The organism is Streptomyces sp. NPDC055025 (genome assembly GCF_053608565.1).
Map to the genome: position 1 here is coordinate 1 of NZ_JBSGVS010000100.1, position 23,673 is coordinate 23,673.

The following is a 23,673-nucleotide window of genomic DNA, read 5'->3' on the forward strand; positions in this document are numbered from 1 at the left end:
CTACGGCGACGCCACCGGCTCGGCCGGCACGTCGGCGTCGGCGTCCGCGCCGGAGCGGGCGTCCGCGCCGGAGCGGGCGTCGGCGTCGGGGCGGGCGTGGGCGTCGGGGTGGGCGAGGCCGAGGTGGTCCCGCAGGGTGGTGCCCTCGTACTCCGCGCGGAACACACCGCGCTCCTGGAGCAGCGGGACCACGGTGTCGGCGAAGACGTCCAGTCCGCCGGGGGTGATGTGCGGGACGAGGATGAACCCGTCGGCGGCGTCGGCCTGCACGAAGGAGTCGATGGTCTCGGCGACCGTGGCCGGGGAGCCGACGAAGGACTGGCGGCTGCCGGTCTCGATGACCAGGTCCCGGATCGACCACTTGTTCGCGGCCGCCAGCTCCCGCCACTCCCGGGCGGTCGCCAGCGGGTCGCGGTACATCCGCACCTGGGCGCGGCCGCGGGCGATGGTGTGCTCGCCGAGGTCCGGGTCGATCTCGGGGAGCGGGCCCTCCGGGTCGTACGCGGACAGATCGCGGTTCCAGACGAATTCCAGATGCTTGATCGCGGTGGCGCCGCTGACCTGCTGGCGGCGTACCTCGCGGGCCAGCTCCTCCGCCTCGGCGTCCGTGTCGCCGAGCACGAAGGTCGCCGCGGGCAGGATCAGCAGCTGGTCGTGGGTGCGGCCATGGCGGGCGAGCCGCCTCTTGACGTCCGTGTAGAACGCCCGCCCCTCGTCGAGAGTGCTGTAACGGCTGAAGATCGCGTCCGCGCTCGACGCCGCGAACTCGCGCCCTTCCTCGGAGTCGCCGGCCTGGAAGATGACCGGGCGTCCCTGCGGGCTGCGCGGCACGTTGAACTGTCCGGCGATGTCGAAGTGGGGGCCCTTGTGTACGAAGGCTCCCGCCCGCGCGTCCCGCAGGAAGGTGCCGGACTCCTGGTCGGCGGCTATCTCGTCGCCCCGCCAGGAGTCGAACAGCTCGGTGGTGGTGCTCAGGAACTCCTTCGCCCGCGAGTAGCGCTCGTCCTGCGGCAGGAAGCCCCCGCGGCGGAAGTTCTCGCCGGTGAAGGCGTCCCACGAGGTGACGACGTTCCAGGCGGCGCGGCCGTCCGACAGATGGTCGAGGCTGGCGAACTGCCGCGCCACCTCGTAGGGCTCGTTGAAGGTGGAGTTGATCGTGCCCGTCAGGCCGAGGCGCTCGGTGACGGCGGCGAGCGCGCTCAGGACGGTGAAGGTGTCGGGCCGCCCGACGACGTCCAAGTCGTAGATCCGGCCGCCCTGTTCCCGCAGCCGCAGCCCCTCGGCGAGAAAGAGGAAGTCGAACTTGGCGCGCTCGGCGGTCCGCGCGAAGTGGACGAACGAGCTGAACTCGACGTGGCTGCCGGCCTTCGGGTCGCTCCATACGGTGGTGTTGTTGACGCCGGGGAAATGCGCGGCGAGGTGGATCTGCTTCAGCGGCTTGGCGGGCTTGCTCATTGCTCGTACGGTCCTTCCGGCTCAGACGGCGGCGTAGCGGTTGGCGGGGCGGGGCAGTCCGAGCAGTCCGCGCAGCGTGCTCGCCCCGTACGCGGTACGGAAGGCGCCGCGGCGCTGGAGTTCGGGCACCAGGTGGCGGGTGATCTGCTCCAGGTCGTACGGCAGGGCGCCGGGGCGCAGCCGGAAGCCGGTCAGCCCGGCGTCCCGCCATTCCTCCAGCAGGTCCGCGAGCCGCGCGGGCGACCCGGTGAAGACGCGGGCGTCGCTGACGTACTCGGCGCCGGCGCGTTCGTCCAGACGGGCCTTGCGGCCGGCGGCGGCACCGGGGTCGTTGTCGAGGAAGACCACCAGGTCGCCGAAGACGTGCACGGTCTCGTCGGCACGGCCGGCGGAGGCCTGTGCCGCGCGGATCTCGGCCAGGACGGCGCGGGCGTCGTCGGCGTCGCCCGGGGTGACGAATCCGACGTCGGCCGAGCGCGCGACCAGTTCGTACGGGACGGTCGCGTGTGCCAGCGCGGTGACGAGCGGCTGCCCCTGGGGCGGGCGCGGGGTGATCGAGGGGCCCTTCACACTGAAGTGCGCGCCCTCGAAGTCGATGTAGTGCAGCTTGTCGCGGTCGATGAAGCGTCCGGTGGCGACATCGCGGATCTCCGCGTCGTCCTCCCAGCTGTCCCAGAGCCGGCGCAGCACCTCGACATAGTCGGCGGCCTCGTCGAACAGCTCCTTCACCCAGGGCCTGCCCGTCGCCCCGGCCAGGTCCTCGGTCCGCAGGCCCGGGACCGTACGGCGGCCGAAGTGCGCGGCCTCGTCGGCGCGTCCGGATACCCTGACCTGGATTCCGGCCCGTCCGGTGCTCACATAGTCGAGGGTGGCGATCGCCTTCGAGAGATGGAAGGGCTCGGTGTGGGTGACCACGGCGGTCGGGACCACCCCGATGTTCCGGGTCGGCGGCGCCACCCGGGCGGCGGTCAGCACCGCGTCGAGACGGCCCCGTACCTGGTCGGTGCGCTCGTCGGGCTCGACCTGACGGGAGGTCTGGAGGCTGAGCGAGTCATCGATGGTCACGAAGTCCAGCAGCCCCCGCTCGGCCTCGGTGACCAGGGCGGTCCAGTACCGCGCGGTGAGCAGTTCGGCGGGCCGGGCGTCGGGCTCCCGCCAGGCCGCGGGATGCCAGCCGGCGCCGTCGAGGGCGACGGCCAGGTGGAGGGGTGCGTGTGCTGCTCGGGGCATTGGGCGTACCGCTTCCTGTGAGCATGCCGAAACTCGTCCGCGCCCGTGCTCGGCCGGGGTGGAGGATCGGCGGGAGGGGAGGATCGGCGAGAAGGGAGGAACGGCGAAAGGGAGGAACGACGAAAGGGCGGAGAAGAAGGCCGGAGGAGAAGGCCGGGCGTTCCGGGCCCGCGAGGATCCGACGGACAGGGCCTAACCGACGGACAGGGCCTGGCCGGCCGGACAGGCCTGGTCGGCGAAGTGCCGCGCGGCGGCGGACTCGTAGGCCGGACAGAGCGCGGCGGCGACGCGCTGGAGATCGATGTGCCGCCGTGAGTACATGGCGGTGGTGACCAAGGGCCGCTGGGGAGTTCCCCGCACTGCCGTCACCTCCATCCCGTCCGTCCCGGTCGGCTCGCGCCGTCCCGGGCCCGCTCGCGGAACCGTCTTCGGCTCCGCCGGGCCGTCACCCGGAGCGCTCCGCCGCGTGGCGGGGGCGCCGGTCAGCAAGCCAGGGCCTGACGCCGGCACTCATCACCCGCCGGCACCGTGGCCCGGCTCCGGTCTCCGGCTCCGGCACAGTCCTTCTGGGTGGAACACACGTCCTCACCGCCGTGTTCCCGCTTTCCCGCCGTACGCGGAATTTCCTGGAAGGCCGGATGGGTCCCCAGCCGCCGTACGTACGACCAGAGGCGGTCACCGGCGGCCACGCGCCGCAGGGCGTCGACGTCCAGGTGGACGAGCGCGACCCACAGATCCACGTCCGCCGCCGTCAGCGTCTCGCCCAACAGATAGGGGTGCGAGGCCAGTCGGCGCTCCAGGAGATCCAGCGCCTGGTCCTGGGCGAGGCCCTCACCGAAGCCCCCGCCCAGGCCCTCACCGAGGAGTTCGCGGACGGCGTCGATGTCGGCGGCCAGGGCGGCGGGCCGCAGACGGGGCAGATCCGCGTCGTCCTGGTCGGTGAAGTGGACGGCGAGGTCGTCGAGGATGTCGGGGGCGTGGTTGCTCACCACCCGTCCGCTCCACAGGTCGCACAGCGCGGGCACGGTCAGCGGACCGTCGTAGTGGTGCCGGGTGGTCTCGTAGGCCGTGCGCAGCGCTGTGACCGCGTCGGAGCCGCCGGACCCGGCCGGAAGGCCGTCGGACCGGGACGGGAGGAGTGTGGTGCTGATCGAGTCCTTGAGCCCGAGCAGACCGAGGGTGATCGAGATCCGCAGTGAGAGCGGACAGCCCAGCGAGAGATACAGGTGGTAGCGGTGTGCGACCGGGTAGTAACCACCGCCGGGACCGGCGCCGATACGGTCGCGGAAACGCGGGGGTGTGCCGGGGTGGGAATCGCGAAGTGCCGACGGGAAGGACGTCTGTGCAAAGGTCTCGGACATGGCACTCTCCAGGGATGCGGTGGAGCCCCGGTGGCTTCTTCGGCGCCGGTGGCCGTACGGAAGGAGGGTCCGGCGGCGCGCGGCAGCGCACAACGCCCGGACCTGGCAAGGCGATCGCGGAACGGTCAGCCTCGGACGGCAGGCATGAGGCCGGTTCGGCCGACCCGGCCGGCATGAGGCAGGCCCAGGCTCAGGCGCCCGGCGGGCAGCCGGCTCGACGGCCGGCTCGACGGCCGGAGCGCGGCCGGCTCAGACAGCCGGCACGCAACCGCTGCGGAGCCGCAGCAGATCGATATGGCGGCGCCTGGTCAGCAGGCGCGGACGCGGCAGCGGCGCCGACCGGAAGGTCCGACAGACGCTCTCGCTCTTCTTCGCTGTCCTGCGCATCTCCGCCGGTCCCGTCCTCGGGCCTCGCGGAACGAGCGAGACCGCACTTGCCCCACCGCCCGGGTGGGACCTGGTCGTCACCCGGGGCACCCCGTCGCGGTGGAAGGGTTGCCAGTCAGCGGGCCGGGGCCGGTGACCCACCCGAACAGGGACTCCGCGCGGGCGAGCGCTGACAATCGTGACCGTCGCCAAACAGTCTGAGCGCGCTCCGTTGGACCGTCAAGGAGTCGGAACAAGGCAGAACGGCCGGATTCGGACGGGCGGACGGGCCCGTCGGGCGGTCCGGAGAACAGGGAAACCTCGACCGCGGTCCGGGACCCGGGACGCCGTCCACATATCAGGGAACACCCGCCGTGCACCGGGGGAATCAGTACTCAAACCCTTAATCGCCGCATTGGCACTCTAGGGGTGTGCATCCCACGCTAAGGTTCACTTCGCACATGGGGAGTGTGCCGTGGATCACATCGCACGATCGGTCGGCCCGTGTAGCGGGCCCGGCGCGGTCGCATGGCTGGGGGGCCGCATGCTGGAAATGGTCAAGGGTGCCAATGTCGGACTGGACGCCCTGAGCGAGGACATCAGTTCAGTGGTCCTGAGCTTGGCATGGCGCAGCGCGACAGGGGACGGGGACGCTGATGTCTCCCTGCTGCTGGTGGGTGGGGACGGGAAGGTGCGCAGTGACGCGGACTTCTTCTTCTACAACAACCCGGCATCGGCCGACGGCAGCGTGCAGTTGCTCGGCAAGACACCGACGTCCGACGGCAGCGAGGACCGGATCACTCTCGATCTGAGCGCCATGTCGGCGGGTGTGGAACGCGTCGTCCTGGCGGCCAGCAGGTATGGCGGCGCGCGATTCGGTGATCTGGACGAGCTGCGCGTCACGCTCGCCGACCGTACCGGCGGGCCCCTTCTCACGTTCTCCATCGATGACGCGGGGGTGGAGAGCGCCTTCATTTTCGGTGAGCTGTACCGGCGAGGGGAGGGGTGGAAGTTCCGGGCCGTCGGCCAGGGGTACGAGAGCGGTCTGGCGGGTCTGGCAACGGATTTCGGCATTGATGTGGACGACGCGTCCGAGGAGGAACCCGAAGCGTCGGTGGAGGACGCCGCCCCGGTGCCTTCCGCCGCCGTGCTGGACACTCCGGCCACGGAGCTTCCGGCGACGCCGCCCGCGCCACCGGCGGCCCCCGAAGTCGCCGGTGTACCCGCGCCTCGGCGTCCCCGTACCGCCAAGAAGAAGGTCGTACTTCCCAGGACGGGCGGGAAGTCACTCGCCGAGAATGACGCGTGGCGACGTGCCCGGCTCTTCCCCGTCCCGTCCCTCAAGAGCGACCGGGAAAGGGAGACGCGGGCGACATCCGTCCTTCTTTCGGTGATGGCCCAGGTGCCGGAGTTCGGGCGCAGGCTCACCGCCGCGTTCGGCGCTCCCGCCGGCCGCACGGAGACCTTCACGGAGGTCTCGCTGCCGCATGGGGACACGCCCAAGCGCCCCGATGGCGTCATTCGCGTCGAGCGTGCCGGGAAGTTGTGGACCGCCTTGGTGGAGACGAAGACCAATGGCAACGCGCTCAAGACCGTACAGGTGCAGGACTACATGGACATCGCGTCGAGGCGCGGCTACGACGCAGTGATCACCTTGTCGAACGACGTGGCTCTGGACGGCAGGCCCTTGGTGGACGTCAAGGTGGACGGCCGGCGCAAGCACAAGGTGGCGCTGTGGCACCTGTCCTGGGCGGAGGTCGCTCACCAGGCGCAGATGCTGATCCGTCACGAAGGCGTCGGCAACGCCGCGCACGCGTGGCTCCTCCTCGAACTCTTGCACTATCTCCAGCACGAGAACTCCGGCTGTCACGGTTTCCAGAACATGGGGCCCGCCTGGGTACCCGTACGCAAGGGAATCGACGAGGAGACACTCTGCCAGGGCGACCCGCACGCCATCCAGGTGGTCGAGAGCTGGGAACGCCTCGTCCGCCAGGTCTGTCTGCGGCTCGGCGGTGAACTGGGCCAGAAGGTTCTGCCCGTACAGCGGGCCAAACGCGGCACCGACCCGCATACCCGCCGTGTCACTCTGGCCGACCGTCTCTGCGAGGACGGCCGCCTGCACGCCGAACTCCGTATCGACGGCACGCCGGGTTCCCTGTTCGTCGCCGCAGACCTGCGCACCGGCAAGCTGCGTACCTCCATCGACATCCCTGCCCCGGAACAGGGCTATCCCCTCACCTGGGTCAAGCGACTGGTCCGCCAACTCGCAGAAGCGCCGGCCGACCTGCACGTCGAGACACTCATCGAGGGCCAGGGCGTGGGCCCGCGCGGCACCTTGGAACGGCTCCGCCCCGAGCCGGCGGACATCCTCCCGCGAGACGGCGCGCAGATCACCGGCTTCCGGCTGTCCCTCTTGAAAGGCATGGGCAGCACGCGCGGTAACACCGACTCCGGTTTCATCCGAAGCGTCGACGACGCCGTGGACCGTTTCTACAACGGCGTCGTCGCCCATCTTGAACGCCGTCCGGCCAAACGCCCCCAACTCGCTGAAACCACCGCTGGATGACCAGTGTTTCGGCGACTCCCACCCTTTGGTTCGGAGCGACGAGGCTACGGCCGGTGCGGCGCTGACATCGTCTAGGGTCTTGCGTCTGGATCTGGCTGGGTGAGGGAGCGCCCGCCGCGGTAGCGGCTGGTGTCCGCGTGGTGCCGTGGATCGCAAGGCGGAGGGGGGAGTCCATGCGGAGCGTAGGCGACCGACGACAACGCGGCGAGGCGCGGTGCCAGGGCACGCGAGCCCAGCAAGGTCCGAACGAGAGGCCCTAGGGCCGCGACACCCAGGCGCCGGAGTTCATGCCGCCGTCACACCCGGCCCTTGTCGCCCGCTCGGACCGTCGTTCATGATCTGCGGCATGTCGGCGGACATCCGTGCGCACCACGAACCGGTCCCGCGCCTGCCACGACCGATGCGTATCGGATACGGGCTCGGCTCCCTGTGCACCGGCACCTTCGCCACCGTGCCGGGCCTGATCCTGCTCTACTACCTCACCAACGTCCTCGCCGTACCCGCGGCCGTCGCGGGAGCGGCGGTCTTCCTGCCGAAGGCCTGGGACGTCCTGGTCAATCCGCTGGCGTGGCGGTCCTCCAGCATGTCGGTGACGACGGCTGCACCGCGCCGGCCGGGCGGGTCGCCGAGGCCTCGGACCGGCTGCCGGCGGGCCTGCGCGGGACCGACGGCGTACGGGTACTGGGGGAAGGGGCCGCGGGACTCGTCGCGTTCACGGTCCTCGGCGGGCCGGCGGACGGTGACCCCGACCTGAACCTGCTGCTCCACCTCGCCGACGAGATGCGCGAGCGCGGCTGGTACCTCCAGCCCCAGCTCTCCTTCGACGGGCTGCCGCCCAGTCTCCATCTCACCCTGGATGACCCCTGTCCTGGTACCGCTCGACGCGCTTGCGGGGCCGCTCAAGGAGCGGCTCCTCACGGAGTTCATCGGCTCCGTCTTCCACACAACTCCGGTCCGGGGCTCGGTCCGAGGCTGACTCGGTCGGAACACCGTTCCCCCCGGCCGCGCTGCCTCAAAGGTGTTGGCCGCGCCCCGCCGATCCGGGATGATTCGCGTGTCCGGAGGCCGGAGGCGGGGGAGGACCGATGGGCGATGTGTTCGCGTGTGCGCGGTGCGGCGCCGTGCTGACCGCCACCTTGTCGCGGGTCGCGCTTCCCGTCCACGCCCACCACCGCTACGGACACGTGATGCTCCCCGCCCTGATGGAACCGGGGACGTACGCCGTCGACCCGGAGCCCTTCGGGCCGCCATGGCGGCCGTGGAGCGAGATCGGGGCGGGTGAAGCGGAAGCCCGCGGTGTCTTCGCGCCGGTTCGCTCCCTTTCCTTCGGTGCGCCCGGGGCGATTGTCGTCGCGCCGGGCGACACGCGCGGCACCGTCCTGTTGCCGGAGCGGTGTGACGGCTGCTGCATGGGGGTGGACGGGAGGGACGGCCCGAATCTGGCATGTGTGCGATGCGGGCGGCCGGTGGCGACCCGTATCGACGACTGCTCGCTGTGGCAGGCGGTGCGGCTCGCGCCGCAGTCCGTGCGCCGGCTTCCCGCCGAGGATCCCGCCGGCCGGACCGCCGGCCGGGAGGCGCCGCTGGAGGAGTGGCAGGGTACGCCGCCGATCGAGCCGCCCGGCAGGTGGAGCCCGCGGTGGGAGGCGGCGGCCGGGGCCGCTCTGGCCCATCTACTGGCGGCCTCGGCGGGCACACCCGTGGCCGTCCCCGAGGGTCTTGTCACGGACATGTTCGGCCGCGTGCTCGAAACGCTGCTCCCGCCGGGACCGTCCGGGCCGCCGGCGAAGAGAGCGGCTCTGGCGGGACCGGGCCTGCCCGCCCCGGACCCCGCTCCCGATATCGTCCTCGTCCCGCGGCATCCGCGGACGGGGAGGGCGTGGCAGGCGTCCGGTACCGCGGTAACCGTGCCGCTGACCGCCGACGTATGGACCCATCTGGCCTTCTACCGCGAACGGTTGCGCGTTCCCGTGACCGGCGGAATGCCCGACGGTGTCTTCCGCGACGATCCGCTGCCGCCGTACCCGAACCAGTTGTTCGGGCCGGACTCGGAAGTGTTCCTCCACACGCTGGCACGGCTGCCCGCCGTCCGTCAGCCGTGGCTGCGCGGGATCTACGACCGCGTGATGGAACACCCGTACGCCCGCCCGTTCTAGGGGATTGCTCCGCTACCGGTCCGGACAACGCACAGGGTTCGGGACGGAGACCCGGCCTCCCTGAAAGGCGGAGGCATCGACCGGACAGGGCCTAGGGACGCGCTATCGCTACAGCTATGCCGTCTTCTCCACCTCCGGCTTCAGCCGGGACGCCCAGGAGTACGCGCTCGCCTACCAGATATCGCTGGTCGACCTCTCCATGCCTGATTTCCACGGGTTGAAGACCCTGGTGTCATCTACGGCGAAGCTGGTCCACGAGGCACTCGGCGAGATCCCGGTGGGGTCACGGCCGCCGGTCCACCGTGTGCGCGGTTACCTACGGGATCGACTGCTCCGGGCCGTGGACGCGTACCCGCCGCCCTTCGACGGGGAGTCTCCCCTCCCGCCCCCGGCCGTCGCCGGGCCGCTTGATCACCTTGCCGAGAGGCTGAGCAGCCGGCAGAGGCTCGGCCTGGTCCTCGCCGCCCTGACCTTCCAGCTGCGTTACGCGGCGGCCGAACTGCGCCGGTGAACGCGGGGCCGAGGTCGCGGGGCCGACGTCGCGGATCGCCGGGCTCGGTCGCCGAGTTGGCGGCCAAGCGCCAAGCGCCAAGCGGCCGAGCGGCCGAGCCGCCGAGCCGCTCGAATGGCCTGACGGTGGCAACGCCGCGGCTGAGTGCCAGCCGCGGCGGTGCCACCGCCACCCGGCGGCTCTGGTGCGCCGCCCTTGTTGATCACCTTGAGGTCATCTGCGGCGACGCGTCAGTGACGACCTGGTGCGGGTGAGGGGCCGCCTGAACGGGCGGGTCCGTCCGGCGATCGCGCTGTGTGGCGAGCAGGATGACCGCGAGAACGACCTGTACCGCCAGGATGAATGCCTGCGTGACGGGCGACTCGACGGTCAGTACGGCCATGGTCGCGTTGAAGCCGAGGTGAACCGCGATGGACGCCGCGACTCCGGCACGCTCGTAGGCGTAACCGGCCAGCAGCGCCACCGGGAGGACGCTGAGCGAGAACATCAGGCCACTCCAGCCGAACAGACCGAACTCGGCCTGGACCGTTCCTTCGATGAAGAACAGCGGCAGATGCCAGACCGCCCAGACGGCACCCAGCAGGAGGCCGGCCTGAAGACGGTTCATGGACGCGCGCAGGCGCGGATATGCCGTGCCGCGCCAGCCGGGCTCCTCGGACAGCGGACCGGCGATCAGCATGCTGACGAAGAACGGGACGATTCCGCCGACGGTCGAGATCAGTTCCTTGCCCTCGGTCAGGCTCACCCTGGTACCGCCCAGGACATCCGCGAGCAGCGCGCCCGCCACCACGGTCGCCGATGCCAGCACCAGCAGCGGCAGCGCCCACAACAGCCGTACGCCCTGCCGGAACTTCACCGTACGAGCCGGTACGGGTTCCCCGCGGCGGGTGCGGCGGACGCGGACCGCGATCGCGCCGAACACCGGGCCGAAGCCGCCCAGCAGATAGGGGATGGCGGTGGGGGAGCTCGTCGGCGATCCGCCGAGTGCGATCGCGATCAGCCAGAAGGTCCAGGTCGTCGTGAAGGTGACGGCGAAGAAGAGAGCGAGGCCGCTTTGCCGGCCGTCGATGTCGCCGGCCCCGACCTGCCGCAGCTCCTCGCCGCTTCCGGTGGGTCCGGTCCCGCTCTTCCGCTGGAACATGTCCGCCGCCCTTTCCGCTGAGGCGCTCTCTGCGCCATGTCCATGACGCTACGGACGGCGGGAGCGCGGCACATTGGGCGTACGGCCCGGCCGTGGGGTGGTGTTGGGTACACCCCCGCTGACCGGTCAGGACCCGATCTCGCCGACCGGTGTCGGAGGCGTGCGGTTGGATGGGGGCGTGACCGTGTACGACATCGCTCGACGACTTCCCGCCCTCGTCATGTGTATCCCTCGCGACCGCTGACGCCGGAAAAGTGTCGTCGTTGAACGATGAGACCGATCTGTCCGACGTGGCTGAGGAAATCCATGGGATCGGCTATCCGCCGCCGGGGCGCGATTCGGCATGGCCGTTTCACGCATCCGCCGGAAGTGCTCGCCCAAGATGCGTCGGCTCCAGGCGGTCCCGGCTTCTTGTTACCATTCGGCCAGTCCGCTCGCATTCCGCTTGACGAATGACTTCGCTGCCGAAAACACCACCGGAGCTGCCAGGTCATCTCTTCTCCCTCACCGAATTTATCTACGAGTGCTGAAGAAATTACTCGGAGGGTTGACCAGCACTGGCATGGGTGCGGAGGAATGTGTAACGGGAACTGGCCGGTCGTTTTCATGATAGAGTCCTGATGAATTCACAGGACGCCACGAAAAAAGGGGAATGGCGTGAATACCGAGAAGGTTACGGCTCGACGTCTTACGGCCGGGGAGGTCTCAGAGTTGGGCCTCCAGGACGGCATCTTCGTCTCGGCAGAGACGGATGGCCTTCCTCTCGACTGCTACGCCCCGGCTTTCCTCACGGAGCCGGGTAAGAATTTCGAGGGAGGGTCCTTCACGGCGAGGACGGTCTTCGGTGAGGAAATCCACGTTCTCGCGGACAATGCCGAAGAGCGCGGGATCTGGGTTGCCGACGAGGCGGGGGAGGAAATCGAGGTTCTCCAGAGTGCCGGCGTCCTCCTGAATCTCGCCCTCTTCGTGCCCAACGGGAACAAGGAATCCCTGGATTCGCTCTACACCGCCGCGCGGGACGCGTTCGGTGTGGGGATCGTTCAGCGCTGGAGCGAGGAAGTCGTCGCGGTGCCGGACGTCAAGGTCGATCTGTACGAGGAGCCGACCCGGGGACGGAAGAACACCAGCAGCCAGAACCGCGACCGCCGCGCCCTGGACATCTACCCGACCCGAGTGCGGTTCCTGGAGCCCAGCGAAGGCTGGAAGTTCATTGTCGAACCGCACAAGGAAGTCGTCGACGAAACACCGACGATCTGACCTGTCGGCAGCCTGGAGGCCACGCCGGCGGCATAAAACCCCCTCCCGGTGGCGAATTCAAGGGGGCGTAGCAATCCGTGGTTGAGCGGCCGTTGCCGGCGGGTCAACTGTTGTCGGCGGCTCAACCGGACGCTCGGCCGGGTCTCCCGGCCGAGCGTTTCGCGTGGGGAGGGGCCGGGGCACCGGCTCCTCCCCGCCGCCGTATCCGCCCCTCCATGGGATGACATGGATCACCAAATTGATCCGTACAGGGAGCGCAACTATCCCTCTATGGGGTAATTGTCCGCCGTGTGAGCGCGGTGCGCCCCACCAGTCGCCTTCCATATCTGTTTCCGACGACGGTGTTTCCGGTCATACGATCACCGGCGAAGCCCTGCGTGGGTGCTGCCGCAGCGGCTGCCTCAACACTCTCTGGAACCCGCTTTTCGAACCCGCTTTTCGGACCTGTTTTTCGGACCCGCGAAGGACTCCGTTGAAGATTCGCCGCATACTCGCCACGGCCGTCGCCGCGGCTGTGACCACCCCCGTCATCCTGCTCTCCGTCACCCCCGCGCTCGCCGACGCCAAGCCGTCCGCCGCCTCGCGGGCGCAGCAGCAGGATGAGCGGGACAAGCCTTCCGTCGAGGAACTCGAAAAGGCCGCCGAGGAGGCGCGGAAGGCGTACGACGACGCCGTGGCCGCGGTCAACGCCGCGCGGGTCGTCCTCGAAGCCGCCCTCTCCGAGGACGCGCCCCTCTACGTCGCCGCGAAGAACGCCAAGAAGGAGGCGACGGACGCCGCCACCGCCCTGCGGAACGCCGACAAGGCGCTCACCGACGCCGAGGCCGCACTCGCCGCGCTGCCCGAGACCGCCACCGCCGAGGAGAAGGCGGCCGCAGAGAAGGCCGTCGCCGACGCCGAGACCGCCGCCCTGTCCGCACAGGACGCGAAGACCGCCGCCGACGAGAAGGCCGCGGCGGCCGGCGAGGCCTCCGACGACGCCCGCGTCGCCGCCGCTCGGGAGTACTCCAAGATCCAGGGTGCCAAGGAGAAGGCACTCAAGGCGAAGGAGGCCGCCGACAAGGCGCTCGCCGACGCCAGGGACGAGGCGGAGCCGGACGAGCCGGAGTGCGTCTTCGAGGGCAAGCTCAAGACGGTCGTCACCGGCCTGCCGTCCAAGATCGTCGCGGGCTCGACGACCGACTTCTCACTCCGTGCGACCAACGGCACGGACAAGACGCTGGACAAAGTCTCCCCGCGCGTCTACTTCCACGCGACGGACAAGAGCGGCTACAACGTCATCGACGACGCCTTCCACCTCCAGTGGTCGACCGCCGCGTCCCCGGCCTGGAAGAACGTGGAAGAAGGCAGCGGCGCCGGCTCCATCGGTCCGCTGAAGGCCGGCGCCCACGCCGATGTGAAGCTGCGCCTGAAGGTCGACGCCAAGGCTCCGGCCGGGGACGGCCTCGCCTTCGTCGCCGGTGACTATGTGAACGACGACGAGTCCTGTGGCGGCAACCTCTCCACCGAGTACGCCTTCGAACTCCTCGCCGCCGGCAGCTCCGCCGGTGACGTCGACGACGCCGAGCCCGGCAGGACGACGCCGCAGACCCCGGACAACAAGCCGCAGGGCGCCACGTCCACCACCCCGGTGAACTCCGGCGACTCCGTCGCCAACGGCTCCCTCGCCAGCACCGGATCCCCCTCGGTCCTCCCGCGGTTCGCCGCGGCGGCGGGCGCGGCGGTGGCCCTCGGCGCCGTCGTGGTCTTCGTCGGCCGCCGCCAGAAGGCCGGCTCCGCCTCCTGACGCTCCTGACGCGTTCTGACGCGCCGTGAGGACCGTCTGACGCGGCCTCATCCGACGCGGCCCCATCCGGCCGCGCCATGTAGAAAGGGCGCCCCCTTCCCGGGGGCGCCCTTTTCGGCGGTGCGGGCCGCGGATCAGATGAGGCCGGCGCGTATGGCGTAGGAGACGGCGTGGGCGCGGTTGCGCAGCCGCATGCGCTTCATCAGGCCGTAGAGGATGTACTTGACGGTGCGTTCGGAGTAGGACAGCCTCGTCGCGATCTCGTAGAGCTCCTTGCCCTCGGCGACCAGACGCAGTACGTCCACCTCGCGAGGACTGACCCCGGACGCCGTCAGGCCCCGTGGGGCGAGGATCTCCCGCTGGGTCCGCGTGACCTGTTCCATCAGGGTGCCCTGGAGGGTGGGCGGGAGGCTTCCACCGCCGTCCGCGATGGTGAGCAGGGTCTGGATGAAGGCCGCCGGGCTGAAGGAGTCGTGCCACAGTACGGCGCGGACCCCGCGGTCGACCGCGGTCGAGACATCGGCCTGCCACTGCTTTCCCACCACCATGGCGAAGCGTGCGTCGGGCTTGTCGCACAGGCTGCCCAGCAGCTCCAGGGAAGAGGCGTCGGCGATGTCCACGGCGACCACGATGACATCGGCTTCCGGCACAGGACCTGGTGGGACCTCAACGGTGCGGCGGTCGTTCCGAAGGCAGCTGACCAGCCCGGCGCGGACGATGGCGTCGGACGAGTGAATGGCCACGCGCACCGTGTCCGTGAGTACCTGTTGAGGCATTCGCCCTCTCCATCTGGGACTCAAGTGGTTCATGCGCTTCAGGAGGCGATCGTGCCATGTGCGGTTGCGTCGATCCGCTGCCCTGGGGCGCCGGTCCGTTAAGGACAGGGAAATCTGTCACCAGTGGGCTCGGCCGGGGCCGGGGCCGGGTTCTTGGGCCGTGCCCGCGGCTCCGCGGGGCCGAGGGGCGGTCAGCGGCCGTCCGCGGTCAGTGGCTGTCCGTCGTCCGCGGTCAGCGGACCGCCGGCGAGCACGGCCGTCACGACCTCGGTGCGGGACCGCATACCGGTGCGCGCGAACAACCGGGACAGGCGGTTCGCGACCGCGTCCTCACTCAGCCGCAGTACGGTGGCGATCTGGCGGTTGGTGAGGCCCTCGGCGAGCAGGGTGGCCAGCAGGTGCTCGTTCTCCGCCGTGGCCTGCTTGCGACCGGGCACGACCAGCCCGGTCTCCCGCATCGCGGCCCTGGTGCGGAAACGCCACAGCGCGGCACCGGTCTCGCCGAACAGTTCGTACGCCTCGTGCAGCAGCGCCGCCTGGCCCACGTTCGCGCGCGCCGCGGCTGTGAGCGTCACCGCCGTTTCGAATATCTGACCGCGTTCGCGGGCCAGTCCGACCGCTTCGAGCAGACGCCCGCGGGCATCCGGGAGGTCCGGCCGCAGGACCCGGACGGACGTCAGCAGGTGCAGCAGCCGTGTCCGTCCGCTGTCCATCCGCTCGACCAGCCGCTCAAGGCGCTCCAGGCAGGCCACCGCCGCACGGGTGTGTCCCGCTTCCGCGTGCACCTCGGCGAGGGAGGCCCACAGCTCGTCGGTGCCGTAGACGGATCCGCGGTCGTCCGCCGCGCTCAGCCCGCGCCGCAGTATCCCCTCGGCCCGGCCGAGGTCGCCCAGGGTCCGCAGCACCTCGGCGTCGGTGTGATCCAGGACGTGTTCGAGAGGTCCGTTCACCTGGCCGCGCGCGCTGCCGATCAGGCGGCCGGCGCTGGTGACGCGCCCCCTCGCGAGGAGGACGGCCGCCGTTCTGGCGGGGATCAGATGGTGCCCGGGGACCACGTTCAGCAGCCCGTCGTCGACCAGGAGCCGACGGGCCGGCGGGAGCGCCTCGTCCCACCGGCCCTCAAGGTGCCGCAGGAGGAACAGGCTGCAGGGAGGGAGCAGTTCCACCGCCAGGCCTCGGGTGGCCAGCAGGGCCGTCGCCCGCCGCAGGTCGCCGGTGCCGAGGAGCACGTCGAGTTGGGCGATGACCATCGCGAACGCCTTGCTGTGCGGCAGGTCCGGCACCTCCGGCGCGGTCAGTACGCGCATGAACCGGTCCGGTCGGCCGAGCACCAACTCCGCGACTCCGCCGAACAGTTCCAGCAGCGCGCGGCTGTCAGGGGTGGTCTGCCATATCGGCTCGGTCTGCGAGAGCAGGGTCAGGGCTTCCCGCCAGTTCTCCAGCTGCCACAGTGCCTGGACGCGGCCGGACACGGTGGCCACGGCGGGCAGCGGCAGTCCGTCCCACCAGGACGCGGCGCCCATCCGGGACAGCGCCGGCCAGTCCTTCTCGGCGCCCGCCGACGCCACCAGCAGGGTGGCCGCCTCGTAGAGGGTCAGCGGGTCGAGGCCCTCGGCCGGGGCGGACACGATCGCCTCGGCCGCCGTCCGGGCCGTGGCGTAGTCACCGCAACCGTAGGCGGCCTGACCGCACCGCAGTACCGTCAGATCGCGGGCGGACGGTTCCTCGATGAGGCGCACGGCCCCCAGGTACCACCGCAGCATCCCCCGGCGGTCGAGGTCGGGGTACAACGCCCTTGCGGCTACCGTCAGTTCCGCCACCGCGCGTACGGGGTCGACCAGGATTCCCGCCTCGGCGATCCGGTCCGGGAGATAGGTCTCCGCGTCCGCCTCGTCGAGGATCGCCGGTGCCGGTGCCGGTGCCGGTGCCGGTGCCGGTGCCGCTGCCGCTGCCGGTGTGTCGTGCGGGGCTCCGGTGGCCGCCGCTCCTCCGCCCGCCGCTCCTCCGCCCGCCCACAGCGCTCCCACCGCGGCGGCGGACAGCCGACTGCGCTCCAGCGGCCCCAGCCGCTCCCGGACGGCGTGTGCCAGCAGCGGTACGCGGAACGTCCACCCCCGGGTCGCGGCTCCGTCCTGTCCGGGCAGTTCGTCCACGATGCCCTCGTCCACCAGAGCGCGGATGCTGTGGCCGACAGCCGCGGCGGACAGTCCGGTTGATGCCGCGAGCAGCGCGGCGGCGGGCCGGCCGAGCGGCCACAGGACGCTCAGCGCCGAGGCGACCGTCCAGCAGGGCTCGCCCAGCGACCGCAGGGCCAGGACGTACCTGTCGCCGTCCGGCAGCACCGGCGCCGGTGTTCCCGCGCCCAGGAAGGCATACCCGTCGGCCATACGTATCGCGTCCCGGCCCGCCCACTCGGCGAGCAGGGCGTCGACCGCCCCGGGGATCCCACGGCTCAGCCGGTGCACCCGCCGTACCAGGCCGGCGTCGGGCACCGCCCGCAACCGCCGCGCCACCAGGGCGGTGACATCCTCCGGTCCGAGGCGCGGCAGAACGATCGTGTGCGCCGCCCGGTTGCGGGCCAGCCGTTCCAGGGCCCTGTCGGTCCTGTCGGCCTGGTGGGCCTGGTGGGCCGGTTCGGCGAAGTCGCCGAGGTCGGCCAGGTCGCCCAGGTCGGCAGGGTCGCCCAGGTCAGCCGGTTCGGCCGGTTCGCCCAGGTCGGCCGGGGAGGACCGCGGAGGCCGGGACGTACTGTCCGACGCGGTGTGCCGCACCGCCGTGACCAGCAGCCGGGTGCCGGGCAGCAGCCGCTCGAAGTCGACCCCGCCGAGCAGGGCGAGGGATTCGGCGTCGGCGTGCTGAGCGTCGTCGACGACCACGGCCGTGGGTGTCGGCTGCGCCAGAGCGGCGGCGAGCGCTTCGGCCATCGCCGCGCTGTCGCCCTCCTTCACCGCGGGCAGCGCCGCCACCGCCGGCTTGGGTGCCGGGCGATGCCTCGCCGCGGCGGTCCGGTGCTCCTCCAGAGCCATGACCAGCCGCAGTGCCAGCAGCAGCGGACGCCCGCCGTCATCGGGAAGGCAGGCCACCGGCAGGACCGCGACCCCTTCGGCACGCAGCCGCTCGGCGGCGGCGCGCACGAACGCGCTGCGCCCGACGCCCCGTTCCCCCCGGACGAGCACCAGGCCCGGCCCGGTCGGATCGCGGAGACGGTCGTCGACTTCCCGCGACTCGCTCTCCCGGCCGAGCAGGCCCTCGCCCGTTCCGTGGAAACGGGCGGACGTGCCGCCGAAGACCAACTCGGTGTCTCTCCGAGCAGCCACTGACTCCACCGTATCCTCGATCGACACACGTACCCGGCGGGCGGCCCGCTTCGGCCCGGCCCGGCCCGGCGGACCGGCCCCGGTCCAGGATCTTGCCATCTTGACCAACGTGCCGGAAAAGACGGTGGCCTGTTCGGGAAGCCCGTGCGAACCCGCGGTCGCGCCAAACCGTCCGACGTGAAGAATGGGGGGCAAACGAGGAGTCGTCGTGCGGCAGTACCGTTCAGCGCTTGTCGCCAGGCACGGCGAAGTCGAGGACGTGGCGGAAGTGTTGCGTTCCGCAGACGCCGCGGTGCGGACCCTGCTGATCACCGGCGGGGCCGGAACCGGTAAGACCGCCGTACTGGGCGAGGCGTGGCGGGCGGCGGCCGAGGAGGGCGCCAAGGTCCTGCGGCTCGGCTGGGAGGACGCGCGGGGCCCGGCGGGTACGGCCGCCCTCGCGGACGCCGTCTGCGGCGTACTGGCCAAGATCCATGACAGTCGCCATCTGGTACGCGTCACCGTGGTGCGCCGGGCGCGATCGCGGACCGTCGGCCGCGGCGGCGAGGTGGCCCTGCTCGCCACCCTGGGCGAGATGCTGGCGGACGCGGCTCAGCACGTCCCGTTCGCCCTGGTCGTCGACGACATCCACCGGATGCCGGATCCGACGGCCTCCGCTCTGGGGCTGCTGCTGCGCGCGTTCCGCCCGGCGGGTGTGCCGGTGGTGATGGCCGGCCGGTCGATGGGCCCGGGGCAGGCCGGCGGTGCGCGGCTGCCCGCGGCGGCCGACCGGGTGCTCGAACTGCCGCCGCTGTCCCCGGCCGAGACCGGCGAGCTCATCGCGCGGCGGCTGGGCCGCCCCGTCGAGCCCGACCTGGTGACGGCGGTGCTGCGTTCGCTGGGCCCGCTGGCGGGGAGCCCGGCGGCCGTGCTGTCGGTGCTCGCCTCGCTGGAGGAGCGTGGCGGCCTGCTCGAACTCGACGGCCGGATATGCCTGACGGTGCCGGAGGGCGGGCTGCGCCTCACCGCGGACGTCATGGAGCTGGGCCGGCTCGGCTGGCCGGACGCGCCACCGGATGCCGAGACGGTCGCGATGGCGGCCGTGCTCGCCCGGCTGGCCGAGCGGGCCGAACTGCGGCTCGACGACCTGCACCGGGTGCGGCCGCTGGGCGGGCTGCCCGAAGCCGTCGGCCGCGCGCTGGACGACCTGGTCGGGGACCGGGTGGTGACCGTCGACCGGGATGGCGGGATAGCGTTCGCCGTTCCGGCGCTCGCGGCGGCGCTGCTGACGCTGCCCGCCCGCCGGGACGTACGGTCGCTGCACGCCGCGATCACCAGATCGGTGACCGACCGGCTGGGCGCCGCCGCGACGGGTGCCGCCCACCCGCGGCTGGCCGGCCATGTGGCGGCGGCGGGGCCGGCGCTCGGCGCCGCGCTCGCGGTGCCGCTGCTGCTGGCCGCGGCCCGTAGCGGCGCGAGGCCCGACAGCTCCTGGGCGGCCCGCGGTTACCACTCGGCGTTGCGGCACCTGCCGCCGCACGACACCAGAAGGACCGGCGTGTTGCGCGAGTCCGCGGCCCTGGGCCTCCGGTACGGCGACCATATCGGCGTACTCGAACTCGGCGAGCCGCTGCTCGCCTGTCTCGACGGGCCGCACGGCGGGGACCGGGCGGGTCTGGAATGGGTCACCCGGGCTTGGACCCTGTCGGCGCTGCACGAGCATCGGTCCCCGCACACCGACGACGCCGACCCCCGGTACGGCGCGGCGCTCGGGCGGGTGCCCGCCGCTGCCGTGCTGGCGGGGCTCGGCGGACTGTACGGGATCGGCCCGCTCACGCCGACGGCATTCCGGCCGGGGCCGACGGCCGGCCGCGTCCCGGACGCCCGCCCTGGCCTGGGCGTCGGCCGCGTCCGGGACACCGGCCCTGGTCCGGACACCGGCCCCGGCCTGGACGTCGGCCGCGTCCTGGACACCGGCCAGGAGTCCGGCTCCGGGGCGGTCCCGTCGCCCGCCGAAGTGCGGCTGCTGGCTGCCGCCGTGGGCGGCGGCGCCGAGTTCGAGCGTGCCCGGCGGGATCTGCCGCGGGACACCCGGGACTCCCTGGGCGAGGCGGCCCTGGACCGGCTGCGGAACGCCGCCGCGTACGGGGACCTGGCGGGAGCCCTTGAGGCCGTGCTCGGTGAACGTTACGTCGGGGCGGGGCGGAGCACCGCCGTCCAGTACCACGCCATGGTGCGCGATTACCTGGCGGGGCACTGGGACAGCGCGCTGTCGGGCGCCCGCCGGATCGAGACACGGGGCCGGGCCGACGGCGCGGCCGGCGTCGGACAGCTGACCCGGGCGCTGGCGGCCGAGATCCAGCTCGTGCGCGGGGAGTTCGGACGCGCCCGCGAGTGGCTGGACCTGATCCCGGAATCCGTCGGCCATCCGCTGGTGGCCCGCGCGCGACTGGGTGTCGGGTACTGGTCGGGGCAGGGGGACGAGGCTTTGGAGGAGGCCTGGCGCGCTGTGCGGCGGGCGCGTGAGAGCGGACTGCTCGCGGGCGTCGACAGGGTGTTGCTGCGGATCCTGTCGATCACACTGGAGGGGGACGACCCGGCGGCGGTGCGACGGACCATGGAGGAAGTGGAGACACTGCACGAGGAGTCGGCCTCGCCCATGACACGCGAGGTGGTGCTCCTCGGACGCGGCATGGTGCACGGCGACGCGGACAGCGCGCTGGCCGCGTACCGGTTGACGCGGCAGCGGGTCGACGTGCTCCTGCGGGTCGACTGCTGCGGGTGCCTGGCGGAAGTCGGCGACGACCCCCAGGCGTGGCTGGCCGAGGCGACGCGGAGCGGGAACGCGCTGGGCATGGGGCGCCCCATCCGCAGTCGGCTCGGCGCGGCGGCGCGCCGACGGAATGTCTCTCTCCCCAGGCGCCGGGCGGCCCGGGAAGGGCGGGGCGAGCGGGACGCGCGGCTGATCGCCATGGTGAGCGAGGGGGCCACCAACCGGCAGATCGCCGCCCGGCTGGCGTGCAGCGAGAAGACGGTGGAGCAGCGGCTCACCCGGCTGTTCCGGCGGACCGGGTGCCGTTCCCGGGTGGAGCTGGCCGCGGCCTGGCTGGACGGCAGCCTTGCCCGGCAGGGGCTGGTGCTCGATGCCGGGCCGGGCCGGCACGGCGGGGACGGGACGGCGCTCCCGCCCGGCTGAGCCGCGGACAAACCGGCCCGGCCGTGGACGAACCGGTCCGGCCGCGGACGACCGGTCGAGTCGTGGGCGACCGGTCGACGCCGGCCGTGGTCCCCCATCCCTCAGTGGGGCGGCCAGGGTTCGGGTTCGGGCTCGGGTTCGTCCTCGGCGATGCGCGGCCTGCGCAAGTGCACGGTGTCGAAGGCTCCCGCACCGTGATACGTGAATCTGACCGTGGGGCTTTCGTGGTACCTGGCCCAGTCCACCCGGGGGTCGCGTGCGGCGCCCTGACGGGATGTCAGATGTCCCGGTGCGGGAAGCGGCCGTGGGGTGTAGGGGGTATGAGCCGGGTACGGCGGTATCTCCGGGCGGTACGCCCCCTGCTGTGCCGCGGCCCCTTCCGCGCTGCCGCTTGTCAGCACGATGGTGACACCGACGATGATCAGCAGCAGCCCGGGTATGGTCGCGGGCTTGATGTGCTGTCCCATCAGCCACCACGCGGTGAGCGCGGCCACGGGGGTCTCCAGCAGGAGCAGGATGCTCATGGTCGTCGCCGACGTCCTGCCGAGGGCGAAGTTCAGCGCGCCGAGCCCCAGCAGCTGGGGGAGGACGAGCAGCCCGAGCAGCGACCATTGTGTCGCTCTGTCGAAACCCGTCAGCGGGATGTCGGCCAGCCAGCAGACCAGGAGGAGTTCCATACCGCAGACCAGCGAGGTGAACGTCGAATACAGCGGTGTGCTCACATCCGCGCGCGACCGTTCGCTCAGCGCGGTGTACCCGGCCTGAGCGAGGGCGCCGGCCAGGGCGAGCAGGTCGCCCAGCAGCGCCGTACCACCGGACTCGATGTCGAGACCGGCGGCGGCGGCCGCCCCGACTACGGAGAGCGCGAGACCCGCCCATGTTCTGCGAGACGTCCGGGCGCCCTGACCCGCGGCGATGAGGGCCTGCCAGACGGGCTGGGTGGCGACGAGGGCGGTGGACATGGCGACCGAGGTCAGCCGGGTGCTCGTCATGAACGCCGCGAAGTGGAGAGCGAGCGCCGTGGCCGCGAGGAAGCCGAAGACCAGGGGCCGCCACTGCTCCCGGCGCAGGAGGGCGCGCTCGCCGCGCGCGACACGCACCACCTCGCGGCGGCGCAGCAGCAGGAGGAAGGGGCCGAGTACGGCGAAGCCCAGGCAGTTGCGCCAGAAGGCCATGGCGAGCGGCGAGGCGGAACCTGCGGCGGTCAGTGGGGCGGTGGCCGAGATGGAGACGACGGTGACCACCATCGCCACGACGGACAGCGGATCGATCTTGGTTTTCACGCTCGCGTACCGCCGTGCGCCGTCGACCGGACCGGCGCGGATGCCGAGTCGGCCGGGCGATCAGTCATGAGAAGTGGCTGAGCGGGATGAAAGCGCTGTCGCGGGAACTGGTCGCCGGACCCGGACAATCCTTCGGAACGCACGTGGAGATCCCGGTATCCGTTCCCCGGGCGGTGGATTCCGCCCGATGTCTTTTCATCGCCGATCGAGAAATCCAACCGCTCGTGAATATGGGGTGACGTGCGGTCGCAGGGTCGGCCGATGCTTTTCGGGTCTTCCATCGCCGCATTGACTCCGATTGAGCGTGGTTGGTTCGAGCCTGACGGTGTTCGTCAGAGGGAAGGGAGGGAGCCTTTGGCGAGGCTTCCTGATCGAACGAGAGCGTAAGTGACGGTTGATGTATGACCTGCATGGCTCAACGGCCTTCCAGCACACACTTGATGGGCGGCGGAGCCTCCGCTCCGGACGGCGATCAAGCCGGACCGCGTCGGTTCGCCGAGGGCGCGTGGCGCCGGGCGCCCGCCGTTTTGCCTGCTCAGAACTCCATTGTCCGAAGTGGCTGATTGAGGTCCGACCCGTCACCGGTGTGGAGAACAGTCGCCGTCGAAGCCGGAAGCCGGCGATTTCTCCGACCGCGCCTCGCGCCTACGCCGGTCCGAACTCGGCCCGTCTGTACAGCGTGCTGTGGACTGACGGGCAATTGATATTCCGTGAGATGGTGCTCGACAGCTCGACAGCTCGACAGCTCGACCCCGGGCATGGACCCGGGCATGGACCCCGCACATGAACCCCGGCCTACGGGGAAACGTTCGCCGCGTCGCATACCGGTAGGCCGCGATGGTCATTTCCCCGCACGGTTCACCGCTGACGTCACTGCTTCGAGTGATGCCCAGGTCGCACTGGCAGCGATGCCGACGCCCCACAGCACCTGGCCCTCGACAGCACATTCGACGTACGAGGCGGCCTGGGCGCGGGCGCCTTCGGTCATCGCGTGCTCGCTGTAGTCCAGCACGCGGACGCCGATGCCGACGCCGGCCAGAGCGTCGACGAAGGCGGAGATCGGGCCGTTTCCCTTGCCGGTCAGGATGACGCGCTCACCGTCGACGACCGCCGCGACGGTGAGCGCGTCCGTACCGTCGGTGGAGATCGAGGCCGGAGCGGAGCGCAGCACGAGGCGTCTCCGGGTGTTCCGTGAAGCGGGCAGGTATTCGTCCTGGAAGACGGACCAGATCTGGGCGGGTGTGACCTCGCCGCCCTCGGCGTCGGTCTTGGCCTGGATGATCCGGGAGAACT

The 23,673-nt window shown here is 71.4% G+C and carries 16 protein-coding genes, 2 pseudogenes and 2 riboswitches; of the genes and pseudogenes, 8 read left to right on the forward strand and 10 right to left on the reverse strand.

The annotated features are described in order from the left end of the window. The 5 genes from ACWGDX_RS36930 to ACWGDX_RS36950 all read right to left on the reverse strand — a co-directional run bounded on the left by ACWGDX_RS36930 (window position 1) and on the right by ACWGDX_RS36950 (window position 4,433). On the reverse strand, window positions 1–1,455 hold the full coding sequence (locus ACWGDX_RS36930; RefSeq protein WP_453632862.1) for an NtaA/DmoA family FMN-dependent monooxygenase: 1,455 nt from the start codon (window positions 1,453–1,455) through the stop codon (window positions 1–3). 21 nt (window positions 1,456–1,476) lie between these two features. After that, window positions 1,477–2,685 carry an LLM class flavin-dependent oxidoreductase gene (locus tag ACWGDX_RS36935; RefSeq protein ID WP_453632864.1) on the reverse strand — a complete coding sequence of 403 codons (1,209 nt, stop codon included), beginning with the start codon at window positions 2,683–2,685 and terminating at the stop codon, window positions 1,477–1,479. 192 nt (window positions 2,686–2,877) lie between these two features. After that, window positions 2,878–3,045: a putative leader peptide gene (locus ACWGDX_RS36940; RefSeq protein WP_453632865.1), complete on the reverse strand. Its 168-nt coding sequence runs from the start codon at window positions 3,043–3,045 to the stop codon at window positions 2,878–2,880. A gap of 47 nt (window positions 3,046–3,092) precedes the next feature. Then, window positions 3,093–3,203: riboswitch (SAM riboswitch) on the reverse strand. Further along, a complete protein-coding gene (locus ACWGDX_RS36945; RefSeq protein WP_453632867.1) occupies window positions 3,168–4,046 on the reverse strand; it encodes a glutathione S-transferase C-terminal domain-containing protein in 879 nt (292 codons plus the stop codon). (Overlaps the previous riboswitch by 36 nt.) A 249-nt stretch (window positions 4,047–4,295) precedes the next feature. Next, window positions 4,296–4,433 carry a hypothetical protein gene (locus ACWGDX_RS36950; RefSeq protein ID WP_453632869.1) on the reverse strand — a complete coding sequence of 46 codons (138 nt, stop codon included), beginning with the start codon at window positions 4,431–4,433 and terminating at the stop codon, window positions 4,296–4,298. A 38-nt stretch (window positions 4,434–4,471) separates the two neighbouring features. Beyond that, a riboswitch (SAM riboswitch) is annotated at window positions 4,472–4,580 on the reverse strand. Window positions 4,581–4,965: 385 nt separating this feature from the next. Here ACWGDX_RS36950 and ACWGDX_RS36955 point away from each other — a divergent pair. The 5 genes and pseudogenes from ACWGDX_RS36955 (at window position 4,966) to ACWGDX_RS36975 (ending at window position 9,645) form a co-directional block, all read left to right on the forward strand. Beyond that, the gene (locus ACWGDX_RS36955; RefSeq protein WP_453632889.1) at window positions 4,966–6,978 is read left to right on the forward strand and encodes a TerD family protein; all 2,013 of its coding nucleotides are present in this window, start codon (window positions 4,966–4,968) and stop codon (window positions 6,976–6,978) included. A 334-nt stretch (window positions 6,979–7,312) separates the two neighbouring features. Further along, window positions 7,313–7,594 (forward strand): annotated as a pseudogene (locus ACWGDX_RS36960) (MFS transporter); the annotation flags it as partial. Further along, a pseudogene (locus ACWGDX_RS36965) lies at window positions 7,549–7,833 on the forward strand (aspartate aminotransferase family protein); the annotation flags it as partial. The pseudogenes ACWGDX_RS36960 and ACWGDX_RS36965, both read left to right, overlap by 46 nt. A gap of 230 nt (window positions 7,834–8,063) precedes the next feature. Next, window positions 8,064–9,134 (forward strand): hypothetical protein, encoded by a 1,071-nt coding sequence (locus ACWGDX_RS36970; protein ID WP_453632871.1) that lies wholly within the window; start codon window positions 8,064–8,066, stop codon window positions 9,132–9,134. 199 nt (window positions 9,135–9,333) lie between these two features. Next, window positions 9,334–9,645: a hypothetical protein gene (locus ACWGDX_RS36975; RefSeq protein WP_453632873.1), complete on the forward strand. Its 312-nt coding sequence runs from the start codon at window positions 9,334–9,336 to the stop codon at window positions 9,643–9,645. Between the two features lie 202 nt (window positions 9,646–9,847). On the opposite strand, the gene ACWGDX_RS36980 is transcribed toward ACWGDX_RS36975, so the two are convergent. Continuing rightward, complete coding sequence (locus ACWGDX_RS36980; protein ID WP_453632875.1) at window positions 9,848–10,786, reverse strand: CPBP family intramembrane glutamic endopeptidase; 939 nt, start codon at window positions 10,784–10,786, stop codon at window positions 9,848–9,850. A 657-nt stretch (window positions 10,787–11,443) separates the two neighbouring features. On the opposite strand from ACWGDX_RS36980, the gene ACWGDX_RS36985 reads away from it, so the two are divergent. Together ACWGDX_RS36985 and ACWGDX_RS36990 are read left to right on the forward strand one after the other, a co-directional pair. Then, window positions 11,444–12,043 (forward strand): hypothetical protein, encoded by a 600-nt coding sequence (locus ACWGDX_RS36985; RefSeq protein ID WP_363086210.1) that lies wholly within the window; start codon window positions 11,444–11,446, stop codon window positions 12,041–12,043. Window positions 12,044–12,515: 472 nt separating this feature from the next. Further along, the gene (locus ACWGDX_RS36990; protein WP_453632877.1) at window positions 12,516–13,829 is read left to right on the forward strand and encodes a peptidase; all 1,314 of its coding nucleotides are present in this window, start codon (window positions 12,516–12,518) and stop codon (window positions 13,827–13,829) included. 134 nt (window positions 13,830–13,963) lie between these two features. On the opposite strand, the gene ACWGDX_RS36995 is transcribed toward ACWGDX_RS36990, so the two are convergent. Together ACWGDX_RS36995 and ACWGDX_RS37000 are read right to left on the reverse strand one after the other, a co-directional pair. Beyond that, entirely contained in the window at window positions 13,964–14,605 is a 642-nt protein-coding gene (locus ACWGDX_RS36995) for a LuxR C-terminal-related transcriptional regulator (RefSeq protein ID WP_453632879.1), read from the reverse strand. 191 nt (window positions 14,606–14,796) lie between these two features. Beyond that, the gene (locus ACWGDX_RS37000) at window positions 14,797–17,922 is read right to left on the reverse strand and encodes an AAA family ATPase (RefSeq protein WP_453632881.1); all 3,126 of its coding nucleotides are present in this window, start codon (window positions 17,920–17,922) and stop codon (window positions 14,797–14,799) included. 184 nt (window positions 17,923–18,106) lie between these two features. Here ACWGDX_RS37000 and ACWGDX_RS37005 point away from each other — a divergent pair, with 184 nt between their 5' ends. After that, entirely contained in the window at window positions 18,107–21,097 is a 2,991-nt protein-coding gene (locus tag ACWGDX_RS37005; protein WP_453632883.1) for an AAA family ATPase, read from the forward strand. Between the two features lie 101 nt (window positions 21,098–21,198). Here ACWGDX_RS37005 and ACWGDX_RS37010 read toward each other — a convergent pair whose 3' ends face one another. Further along, the gene (locus ACWGDX_RS37010; protein WP_453632885.1) at window positions 21,199–22,380 is read right to left on the reverse strand and encodes a DMT family transporter; all 1,182 of its coding nucleotides are present in this window, start codon (window positions 22,378–22,380) and stop codon (window positions 21,199–21,201) included. A gap of 841 nt (window positions 22,381–23,221) precedes the next feature. After that, on the reverse strand, window positions 23,222–23,673 hold a 452-nt coding region (locus ACWGDX_RS37015), incomplete at its 5' end, for an alpha-isopropylmalate synthase regulatory domain-containing protein (protein ID WP_453632887.1).

What these genes read in the sequence shown, in the direction of transcription:
- ACWGDX_RS36930 (WP_453632862.1), bottom strand. Translation starts at nt 1,455, where the DNA reads ATGAGCAAGCCCGCCAAGCCGCTGAAGCAGATCCACCTCGCCGCGCAT.
- ACWGDX_RS36995 (WP_453632879.1), bottom strand. Translation starts at nt 14,605, where the DNA reads ATGCCTCAACAGGTACTCACGGACACGGTGCGCGTGGCCATTCACTCG.
- ACWGDX_RS36975 (WP_453632873.1), top strand. Translation starts at nt 9,334, where the DNA reads ATGCCTGATTTCCACGGGTTGAAGACCCTGGTGTCATCTACGGCGAAG.
- ACWGDX_RS36955 (WP_453632889.1), top strand. Translation starts at nt 4,966, where the DNA reads ATGGTCAAGGGTGCCAATGTCGGACTGGACGCCCTGAGCGAGGACATC.
- ACWGDX_RS36980 (WP_453632875.1), bottom strand. Translation starts at nt 10,786, where the DNA reads ATGTTCCAGCGGAAGAGCGGGACCGGACCCACCGGAAGCGGCGAGGAG.
- ACWGDX_RS36950 (WP_453632869.1), bottom strand. Translation starts at nt 4,433, where the DNA reads ATGCGCAGGACAGCGAAGAAGAGCGAGAGCGTCTGTCGGACCTTCCGG.
- ACWGDX_RS36970 (WP_453632871.1), top strand. Translation starts at nt 8,064, where the DNA reads ATGGGCGATGTGTTCGCGTGTGCGCGGTGCGGCGCCGTGCTGACCGCC.
- ACWGDX_RS37005 (WP_453632883.1), top strand. Translation starts at nt 18,107, where the DNA reads ATGGGGGGCAAACGAGGAGTCGTCGTGCGGCAGTACCGTTCAGCGCTT.
- ACWGDX_RS36935 (WP_453632864.1), bottom strand. Translation starts at nt 2,685, where the DNA reads ATGCCCCGAGCAGCACACGCACCCCTCCACCTGGCCGTCGCCCTCGAC.
- ACWGDX_RS36945 (WP_453632867.1), bottom strand. Translation starts at nt 4,046, where the DNA reads ATGTCCGAGACCTTTGCACAGACGTCCTTCCCGTCGGCACTTCGCGAT.